The sequence below is a fragment of the Herbaspirillum sp. GCM10030257 genome, assembly GCF_042666555.1.
GTDB lineage: Bacteria > Pseudomonadota > Gammaproteobacteria > Burkholderiales > Burkholderiaceae_D > Noviherbaspirillum.
Window position 1 is genome coordinate 1 of record NZ_JBHTDH010000064.1, and the last position, 9,607, is coordinate 9,607.

Sequence of the window (9,607 nt, forward strand, 5' to 3'; positions counted from 1 at the left end):
CGCAGCCTTCCTTGGTGCCGGTGCAATGCTGGTCTTCACGCACATGCTGCAGGATCGTGCGCGTCGGCGATGCGTCGGCAATCGTCTGCACGGCGCCACGATAATAAAAACGTATGGGTTGGGACATAGATATAGTTAACCTTAACCGTTGTTTTGTGCAACGAGGTTAGCATTCGCATTTCGCGGTGCGATGTCAGGAAAGCGATTGCAACTATTCGTGGATCAGAATAGTTGGGCAACGTGTGCTGGTGGATCTTGCATAGGCGGGAGCAGGCGTCAGGTGGTCGCTGCACCAGTATTGTGCAAAGCAGGCAGGGTGAGGGTTAGCGTCATTAACGGCTGGTTTATGGTGAAAAGGGCGACGCTTCTCGCAACGGTATGGCCGTTCGCCATTTGGCACGGACTCTCAATAAAAACACTTCACGGTAAAGGACCGCTGCCTTGCCCTGTGATTGCTCTCCTTGATGGACGCCGCAGCCTTGCAGGTCCTTGGATGGGCGAACTGATGTTTTGCGCTACACGGTGATGCGTGCAGGCCGTAGTTCAATAAAGCTTCTGTAGTGAAAAGGCCAGATGTCGATTTCGCCGGAAGGCGCGGCAAATTATGGCATTCACGCATCCTGTTCTACGTAATCGGTTATGCTTCAATAGGTTGTAAAAAGTATCTCCACCCTGTGTGGACCATAAGCGTAGAGTGATGAACGACGATAAAGAAAATTCAGGGCAGCAGCCGACGTTGGCTCGCCGCCCAACGATAAAAGACGTGGCACGAGTCGCCCACGTATCGTTGACAACCGTGTCCCATGCCCTGAATGACCGAGGGTATGTAGATCCGGATACACGAGCAAAAGTGAAAAGGGTCGCAGCCGAACTCGGTTATCGTCCTAACCTTCGTGCACAACGTTTGCGTACTGGAAGAGCAAACAGTATCGCACTCTTGTCATCCATGCCGTTTGCCGTCGCAGGTGGTTCTTCCCGTCTTGGCTTCATGATGGAAGTCGCCGCCGTGGCTGCCGAAGCGGCATTGCAGCAAGGGCAAGCTCTGATCCTTGTTCCGCACCTCGAAGGTTCGAGGCAGTTACTTGATGAGCTCGATATCGATGGAGCACTCGTTGTTGAACCTGTCGCTGACGACCCCCAAATCAGGCGCCTTAGGGAGCGTGGCGTCCCAGTAGTTTCGATCGGTCGAGTTACTGACGAAAGTTTATCCATACCGCAGATTGACTTGCAGACTGCCGTCATCGGGCAATCGCTGCTTGAACACCTGCTGACCCAGGGTGCCAAGAAAATTGCACTTCTCGTCGGCACGCAGCGACGGCACTCGTACCTTGAGATGGAACGTGTCTACACCGGTTTCATCCGGCAGCACCGTTTGCGCAAGATGGTCGCAAAGGCTGATGAATATGGTGGCGAAGATGCAGGCAGGGTAGCCTGCCTTGAATTGCTTGCAGACTTTCCGGACATCGACGCGATTTGCGTACCAGTTGATGCTTTTGCATCCGGTGCGTTAAGGGCGCTGAATGATCTTGGGCGTAGCGTACCGAATGATGTGATGGTCGTGACTCGTTACGACGGTTTAAGGGCAAGAAACGCCAAGCCACCAATCACGGCGGTAAATTTGCATCTTGAGCAGGTATCGGCGCTTGCCGTGGAATTACTGTTTGAGCATATTTGCGGCGATACCCGTCGCCAAATTGTATTGGGACCCAAGCCAGAAATTGTTCCACGGGAATCCTCAATGTCGCGGACTTAACGGAATTGTCGCGTTAAAGAGCGTTAAAAGATTCTTTAACATGCTTGCATATCTAAAAAAGTTCGCATAGACTTCCCAAAACGATTTGGGAAAGAACGAAAATCTCATTTCCACGGCAATTCCCCGTACGGAAAGACGAGGTTTCGGCGCATGTGCTGTCATGCGTGATTTTTTTGTCTCTATCCCAAAACGATTTGGGTCGATTGGCCTTTCAGGTGTAGTAGTAAGTCATAGAACTGGCGCTACCCAACTACGCTTCGTTTCTGCCTTTTCCAAAGCGGCGGAAAGGAAGCGTGTTACCAACCAAGCAATGGAGAGACAGATGGCAGACATTTCGGCAAGTGCCGTCGCTGAGACGGGATCCGATGTTCATAATGAGGCACCGTATAGTACAAGGTTACAAGATTCACATTTGAAAGCGGTATCAGAGGAAAACGGTATTGCTCCGGTTGACGAGCGGTTAGCCCTTAGCAAATTGTTTGTCTTCGGTCTTCAGCATGTTCTGGTCATGGCGGCCGCCCCTATTGCGTCCGTATTCATGATGGCTAAGGCGCTAGGATTTTCTTCTCAACTGACCATTAATCTGTTAAGTGCCACCTTTATTATGTGTGGCCTGGGAACTCTGCTTCAATCCTTTGGGCCGCGTGGAATCGGTGCCCGGATGCCTTTTATTATGCTGCCCGGCGGGGCGCCCATCGTTCTCTTTATCCTTATCGCGCAACAGACTGATCTGCAGACCGCCGCAGGTGCCGTCTTGCTCACGGGTCTGGCGTACTTCGTAATCCTTCCTATGTTTCGGCGCTGCCTGCGGTTTTTTCCTTCGCTCGTCGTGGGCACCATGTTGCTTCTGGTCTCGATTAACCTCATCAAGGTGTCCGGTTTACTGATAACGGGTAATCCAGGTACGCCAGGATTTGCAAACCCACTTAACATTTTTCTTGCCTTTGCCACCATCCTGTTCACGGTCTTGTTCTCCCGTCTCCTGAGCGGTATGTGGCGCCAACTCTCAATCTTGCTCGGCCTGGTGGCAGGAACCTTTACCGCTTTTGTGTGCGGAGCTCTGCATGTTGAACCCATTCCACTTTGGCCTCTGGTAAGTGTGCCGTCGTTTCTCCCTTTTGGTGTGCCGAAGTTTGATTTGATGGCTGCACTCCCTTTAATCATCTTCTCACTCATCTCTATGGTGGAAGCAACCGGTCAGACTGTTGCCATTGGTGAAGCGGTCGGCAAGGATATCGATCAAAGACGCGATGTACCCAAGACAATCAGAGGAGATGCCGTCATGTCGTTGTTCGGCGGGCTGTTCGGGACCTCGCTGATTGTTACCAGTGGCGAAAATATCGGTGTTGTTCGTGCCACGGGAGTGCGATCACGCTACGTCACCGTCATGTCAGGCCTGATCCTCGTCATCTTTGGATTGCTTGCTCCGTTGACGAAACTGTTGAGCTTTGTACCGGAGGCAGTCATTGGTGGTACAGGAGTGATTGTATTCGCCATCGTTGGCATTATGGGTATCGACATATTGCGCCGCACGGATTTACGCAATCACGCCAACATGTACATTCTCGCCATCGCGCTGTGTGCGGGCCTGCTCCCAATTCTTATACCCGGGCTGTATAGCAAATTTCCACCAAACGTCCGCATGCTTCTGAGTAATGGCGTAGCAATGGGGGCAATCACTGCTGCTGCACTGAATTTTCTATTTTTTCATCTCGGTAAAAAGAATGAGACACCTACCAATATGCACTGACGTAGTAAACAGTGCGCTTAATAATTAATTACAGAACTGGAAGGGCGCTTCAGCGTCCTTCAACAAACAAGGTAAAACATGAAATCTGGTTTGACAGCAAAGGAATTTGCTTGCGATGAACAGCTACTTATTCCCGAGTGGCTAATGTTGAAAGATGGGCCTGTACGTGACTATGGTGTCATCATCAGTAACGGCAAGTTCAAGGACGTTGCGCTTGCTGCAAGCTTAAAAGATCGGTATCCGGCAGTTCCCACACGTGAACTCGGGCGCACGCTATTGATGCCTGGCTTTGTTGATACCCACCATCATGTTACGCAGTCGTTCGGGAAATCGCTCGTCTTCGGTGAGCCGTCTGAAATTTTCAGACGTGTCTGGGTACCGCTTGAAGGACGTCTGACCGCGGAACATCTGTATCTGGCATCGAAGTTGTCTGCGCTTGAGTCGCTGCGTGGTGGATTCACGACCGTCTGCGATGCCGGCACGCGCGCGGGTGGCACCCTCAGTGCCGTAACGAGTGCAATGAGTGACGTCGGTATCCGATGTGTGGTTGGTCTGATCTGTAACGATCTTGGCGGCTCCGCAAGCACCCCTTCCATCGCAGAAATCCAGCAACGAGCAGAAGCGCATATCGTCCAATGGCAGAGTGATCGTTTGATCAAGCCATCATTAGCGATTTCCATCCCGGAGGCTGCCAGTGACCGCATGCTGAAATGGGTATCAGACATGTGTAAAGAATCTGGATGCGTGTTCCAGACCCATGCCAACGAACATCTCGCATCCGTTGAGCGTTCCATCGAACAACGCCGACGTCGCCCAATTGAGCATCTGTATCACATCGGCGCTCTCGGCCCGCAGGCACTCCTGGCCCATGCAACGCTGGTTACTCCGGAAGAGATCGCGATGCTACGGGACACCGGATCGGCGGTCAGCTATAACCCGGTTGCCAGCGCATGGAAGGGTAATGCGGTCGCGCCGGCGCACTTGATGGCAACTTTAGGCGTCCGTGTAGGCTTGGGTACCGATGGCACCCGAAGCGATGGCTTCCGGCTGCTTGATTATGCAGAGGCAGCGCAGCGTTTCGCCTTTGGCATTGGAACTGGTGATTCGTCATGCGGCGCCGGATGGTCGTGGCTAGAGCGTTCAAACCGTAACGGTGCACAAGTTCTCGGCATAGATAGCATGACCGGCGACATTGCAGTTGGTAAGGATGCCGATTTCCTGCTGGTGGATCTCGATGTGCCCGAGATGACGCCTTCGTGGGATTTGACCTGGGAACTGGTCCGCATCGCAAACCGTGACCAAATCATGGCAGTCTTTGTGGCCGGAAAAATGCGGTTACTTGATGGCTGGCCGGTTGACTGGGACGCCAAAGCCCTCATGGCCGAAGCGGCGGAAGTTGCGAAGACCGTAGTGGCAAAAGCGCCGATTACAAAGTTGCATGGAACTTCGTCAGAGAGCAGGGCGGTTCATCGGCACTCAGGCAAACCCAAGGCGGCATGATGAGCACACAGATTTTAGCCTTCATTGCACTCGCCGTTTTTGTAGGCACGTTCATTCAAGGCGCCACCGGCATGGGTTTTGCGCTGATTGTAGCGCCAGTCTTGGGAATCCTGAAACCAGAATTACTACCGGCCGGCCTGCTGCTGCTGATGCTGCCTCTGAACGCCTATGTCGCCTGGCGGGAATGGCAGGCGCTCGATCGGCACGGTGTTACATGGATCACCGCCGGCCGGACTGCCGGTACGTTTGGTGGGCTCGCTGTCCTGGTGGCATTACCGGCCTCCGCACTAAACATTCTGATTGGCCTGACTACAATCCTCGCTGCCGTTGCGACTCTGATATTGCCGTCGTTCTCACCAAAGAAAAGCGCGTTTCTCTCCACTGGGGTATTTACCGGAATTACAGAGACAGCGACGGGTATTGGCGGACCGCCGCTGGCATTGGTTTACCAGCATATGCCCGCCGCCACATTACGTTCTTCGGTCGCGCTATGTTTTCTGCTCGGTGAAATAATTTCACTCGTAGTATTGGCCATAAGCGGTCGCATCGACGTAACAACCTTTACGTCGCTGGTCTGGGTTCTTCCTCCTTTAGTTATAGGACTCGTTGCGAGCCATTTCGTCTATCGAAAAATCAACGCACGATACTTACGCATCGCCGTCCTGGCATTTGCGATCGTATCGGGATTGTTCATTCTGGTCTACCACTAGACCGGGGTAACCCCACTACTGGTTTACTTTCAGGTTCCTGATGTGCTTCGGGTAGTCGGCGGCGCCCGTAGCATCCGTGTGTCGCTGCTGCCGCAATCATAAACATGACAAAAGGAGAGAAGGTGACCAAAGGAGATTGCATCAAAAATGCATGTATTACGTCTGTCACCTTAGTCGCGATCTTGTCAGGCGCGGGCGTTAACGCACAGGCGCAAACAACATTGCAGCTAACAGGACTTATCGACAGCTATGTCGGAGTCAACCGTCTGAGTGGCATGTCGCAAAGCGTTATCAATGTTGGTGCAGGGGGGATGTCAACATCCTGGTTTGGGTTAATAGGAACTGAAGACCTCGGCGGTGGATTGCAGGCCGATTTCGCATTGACGTCCTTCTTTAAGGGCGACACGGGGATGCAAGGCCGGTTCTCGACCGATACGATGTTTTCTCGGGACGCAAATATTGGCTTGAAAGGCAGATTTGGTGCTATTCATATTGGTGCTTACACCAGCCCGAATTTTTTTCCTACGGTCCGTTTCAACCCGTTTGGAAATTCTACAGTTGTATCACCGTTACTGCTTCATTCCTATGTGCAGACCAATGGCGACCGTAGCGTATGGCGAAACTCAATTGCTGGCGATACCGGATGGAGCAATCAAATCTCATACACGACGCCGACATTTATGGGAATGACTGTCGATCTACATTACCAATTGGGTGAGGTCGCTGGGCACTCAGGCAAGAAGAACGTCGGCGCGCGTGGATCGTATGTGAAGGGCCCGCTGGCGATAGCCACTTATGTACAACGCGTAAAAGTTAATAATCCACTTGATGCTGGCACACCGACGTCTGCGCTAAACAGCTTGGGGTCACCATCGAGCCAGCGTGCCTGGTTTATCGGCGCGAGTTACGATTTCAGCGTTGCAAAACTGTATAGCACCTATCAGCAAGCAATAAATAACGTAGAAATACGCGACAGGATAATTCAGCTCGGCGCGGGTATTCCTGCAGGCAGTGGCATTGTGCTCGTGTCGTGGGCAAAGACGCACCGCACTGGCCAGGCAGTCGGTGTAGATTGGAAAAGAAATACCGCGTCACTGGGTTACGACCATCATCTCTCAAAACGTACCGATTTATATACGGCGTTCATGACAGACAAAATTACAGAGTCAGATCGGGCAAAGACCTACCTTATAGGAATTCGACATCGGTTCTGACCAAGCATATGCCCCCAGACTATTGTCGTACAGGTCCTTTGCCTTATGGACTTGTACCGACGCGCTCCCGTGAATTCAGGGGATGTCAATACGGAATATGCTTACTAAAGTAGATAGTGATGAAACAGAGTTTTACTGAAGAGCCATAACTGATGCATTCAAAGGCGAAGGCTGGTAAGGGCGTTCGACGTGTGATGCAAGTACAGTATCAGTGAGGCACTCTAACCTACGTAGATGTCAATGTTTGGCGGGATGACGGTTGTCGACGTGCGGTCAAACATAGCAATGAAACCTGAGAGTGCCAAGCTGAAGCAGCAACGTGCTGAACCGATGTTCGACAGCGTGACAAAGAGGCGCTAAGAAGTAAAGAGCCAATCTTTACCTCAGGGAGACGGGAAAAGTATGCGTAAGCCAGGTCGATTCCTGCGGTGATCGAACGCTAAATCTAATATTTTCTGCGCCCGTCGTTACCAGGGAGACAACAGCATTGGTCGCTCTCCCCATATCGCCTGAGATGGTCGTCGCTCCCAAACGTTGACATTGCGCTTCTGTCGAGGGCGTCTGATCGATGCATGTTTCGTCAGGGTGCGACGGAATTCGATCGAGTAGTCGTCGCATCTCCTCCAGGCGTGCTTCCGACTCGACGTTATGATTATGGATGACCGACTTAAGATTGGCGTGAGTAGGGTGATTTGTGTGTGCATATTTGCTGGCGACCGGAACTATCGAACGGTTCTCACCCTGTGTTTCAATGCTCACCATGACAAACTCGCTCGCGGAACCCAGAACATGGTGTGCCGCGCCAAAGTGGTTCCACTCCATGACCAATTCGATTGCTTCCAAAAGAGATCGTGTATCTAGAACCGCGCGGCTGATGAAGCCGGTCAGGACGCCATCCAATGCGGGTTGAAAATCCAGGCAATTTACGGCGTGCACAATTCCGGACATCGAGGCCGCAATGGTATTGCCGGGAAGTTGTCCGGGTACGTAGACTGTAACGAAGCCCGGTCTCCCGTCAGGATGAATCATCGCTAATCGCGCTGCGCCTTCGTAACTACCGATGCCACTTAAGCAATGGCATACCGACCTCGACCCTAAGCGATTCCAGGCAAGTGTGCTGCTACGCAGCGGCGATATGCCAAGTAGTTCGGAACGGCAATTCCAGATAAATACCTTCTCAAATTCCATTCCCAAGCCGGTACTAATGCCACACAGCTCGTCGCAATATGTCGGAAATGCCTTTTGTGCGGTATCGATTAGCCGGGCAATTATCGAAGAACCATACCACTCCATCAAGCATGCCCACTCGTCCGTGTGGATTATCCATTCATGCATGGCTTCTCGCGCGAGCTCACCCAAAGTCAGCCCGATATTTTTTGGTGTTCCCTGTATCTGGATAGGTGTCGCGGTCTGCATTGCGTTGAAGAGTACAAATTAAAGATAACGATGCGATGAACTGGCTGCCGAAGATATCTTGTCACTCGAAGGCACAGACTATCCTGTAGTTCGTCGATTCAAATGGCAAGAACATGCCACCTATTGCGTCATCTACGATGAAGTAGCCAAATTCCGGTTCACAAACTACTTTATATTCTGTTTCATCGCCCTGAACTGCAGGTTCACACTAGCGTGTATGCAAATTGCTAAATCCCATGCGTGGAATACAGCGCCGCTAAACAGGACATTACATTATCGTCCCCAGTGCCTGAAAGTACGAGGTTGGTAAACCCGGCAATTTTTGCCGCTTCAAAAATACGCGGATGTGTCGTGATCAGCCGCTGCGTGATCAATCGCAATCGACCCTCGATGCCGGCCGCCTGTTCGACGTGGTTCACCAGTACAGCCAGTCCCTCCGTGCTCGTCACCACCCACGTGTTACGACTGGCCAGCAATTCATTAAGCAACGCCATTCTCTGCTGGTCCAGTTTAACCGGGAGCCGCCGGTACGCGGCAAGTAGATCCACGGTCATGCCGCCGGCGAGAAGGGCGTTTGCCAGGTATTCGCGTCCCGTTTCTGCCCTTACAATCAAGGCGCGTTTACCTCTAAACGTCTCCAGGTTAAACGCCTGCAACAACCCCTCTGAATCATTGAACGAGTGCCGATCAGGCACAACGATTTTCACATGCGCGTCTGTAAATCCAAGTTTTTCCAGCTGTTTTAACCCTGTACTTCCCATGACGGCAATGGCCGTGGAACGCGGCCAGTAAGTGACAGAGGGAAAAAAAGCAGCAATGGCATTCGGGCTGACAAAGATCACCAACGCGTAACACTCGAGGTTGCGCACGGCGTCATATATCAGCCTGCGATCCACGGCTGGCAAGATGTCTAACAACGGGTAAAGCGTCGGTGTTATTCCCAGTGATCGGATGCGTTCGGCCAACGGTGCCGCTTGCTTTAGTGGTCTGGTTACCACAATGGTATGCGCGGTGCTTTCGTCGAAGCCCATTTGCTCGGAGACATACGAAGCATGCGATTTTCGAGACATGGGACTTTCCATTGTCGATTGCAGCGAAAGTCGATTCATGGCCGAGGAATCAAATTGCTGGTACTTGTCATCGTTGTTGCAATGGTTGTTTGCGTCTCGCATGACTGGCTCCTTCATCGTTATGCCGGGCTGGCACACATGACGGATGCCGCTTCATCTGACTTGCAGTGAAGCAATCCGTCTCCAACAGGCTT

Annotated in this window: 7 protein-coding genes; 5 read left to right on the plus strand and 2 right to left on the minus strand. The window is 52.1% G+C overall.

Features of this window, described 5'->3' with window-relative positions; translation table 11 throughout:
* Positions 1-697 precede the first annotated feature (697 nt).
* The 5 genes from ACFQUU_RS28770 to ACFQUU_RS28790 all read left to right on the plus strand — a co-directional run bounded on the left by ACFQUU_RS28770 (position 698) and on the right by ACFQUU_RS28790 (position 6,927).
* A complete protein-coding gene (locus ACFQUU_RS28770; RefSeq protein WP_382252015.1) occupies positions 698-1,753 on the plus strand; it encodes a LacI family DNA-binding transcriptional regulator in 1,056 nt (351 codons plus the stop codon).
* 322 nt (positions 1,754-2,075) lie between these two features.
* A complete protein-coding gene (locus tag ACFQUU_RS28775; RefSeq protein ID WP_382252016.1) occupies positions 2,076-3,503 on the plus strand; it encodes a uracil-xanthine permease family protein in 1,428 nt (475 codons plus the stop codon).
* A gap of 78 nt (positions 3,504-3,581) precedes the next feature.
* Positions 3,582-5,003, plus strand: coding sequence for an amidohydrolase family protein (locus ACFQUU_RS28780; protein WP_382252017.1), 1,422 nt, complete (start codon positions 3,582-3,584; stop codon positions 5,001-5,003).
* The gene (locus ACFQUU_RS28785) at positions 5,000-5,713 is read left to right on the plus strand and encodes a TSUP family transporter (RefSeq protein ID WP_382252019.1); all 714 of its coding nucleotides are present in this window, start codon (positions 5,000-5,002) and stop codon (positions 5,711-5,713) included. The genes ACFQUU_RS28780 and ACFQUU_RS28785 overlap by 4 nt, the downstream gene beginning before the upstream one ends.
* Positions 5,714-5,817: 104 nt before the next feature.
* Positions 5,818-6,927 (plus strand): porin, encoded by a 1,110-nt coding sequence (locus ACFQUU_RS28790; RefSeq protein WP_382252021.1) that lies wholly within the window; start codon positions 5,818-5,820, stop codon positions 6,925-6,927.
* A gap of 378 nt (positions 6,928-7,305) precedes the next feature.
* Here the strand turns inward: ACFQUU_RS28790 and ACFQUU_RS28795 are convergent, their stop codons facing one another.
* Entirely contained in the window at positions 7,306-8,343 is a 1,038-nt protein-coding gene (locus tag ACFQUU_RS28795) for a C45 family autoproteolytic acyltransferase/hydolase (RefSeq protein WP_382252022.1), read from the minus strand.
* A gap of 227 nt (positions 8,344-8,570) precedes the next feature.
* On the minus strand, positions 8,571-9,515 hold the full coding sequence (locus ACFQUU_RS28800) for a uroporphyrinogen-III synthase (protein WP_382252023.1): 945 nt from the start codon (positions 9,513-9,515) through the stop codon (positions 8,571-8,573).
* Between the last annotated feature and the right edge of the window lie 92 nt (positions 9,516-9,607).

Excerpts from the sequence above, each read along its gene's own strand:
- ACFQUU_RS28795 (WP_382252022.1), bottom strand. The coding sequence starts at position 8,343 with ATGCAGACCGCGACACCTATCCAGATACAGGGAACACCAAAAAATATC.
- ACFQUU_RS28775 (WP_382252016.1), top strand. The coding sequence starts at position 2,076 with ATGGCAGACATTTCGGCAAGTGCCGTCGCTGAGACGGGATCCGATGTT.
- ACFQUU_RS28770 (WP_382252015.1), top strand. The coding sequence starts at position 698 with ATGAACGACGATAAAGAAAATTCAGGGCAGCAGCCGACGTTGGCTCGC.
- ACFQUU_RS28785 (WP_382252019.1), top strand. The coding sequence starts at position 5,000 with ATGATGAGCACACAGATTTTAGCCTTCATTGCACTCGCCGTTTTTGTA.
- ACFQUU_RS28790 (WP_382252021.1), top strand. The coding sequence starts at position 5,818 with ATGACAAAAGGAGAGAAGGTGACCAAAGGAGATTGCATCAAAAATGCA.
- ACFQUU_RS28800 (WP_382252023.1), bottom strand. The coding sequence starts at position 9,515 with ATGCGAGACGCAAACAACCATTGCAACAACGATGACAAGTACCAGCAA.
- ACFQUU_RS28780 (WP_382252017.1), top strand. The coding sequence starts at position 3,582 with ATGAAATCTGGTTTGACAGCAAAGGAATTTGCTTGCGATGAACAGCTA.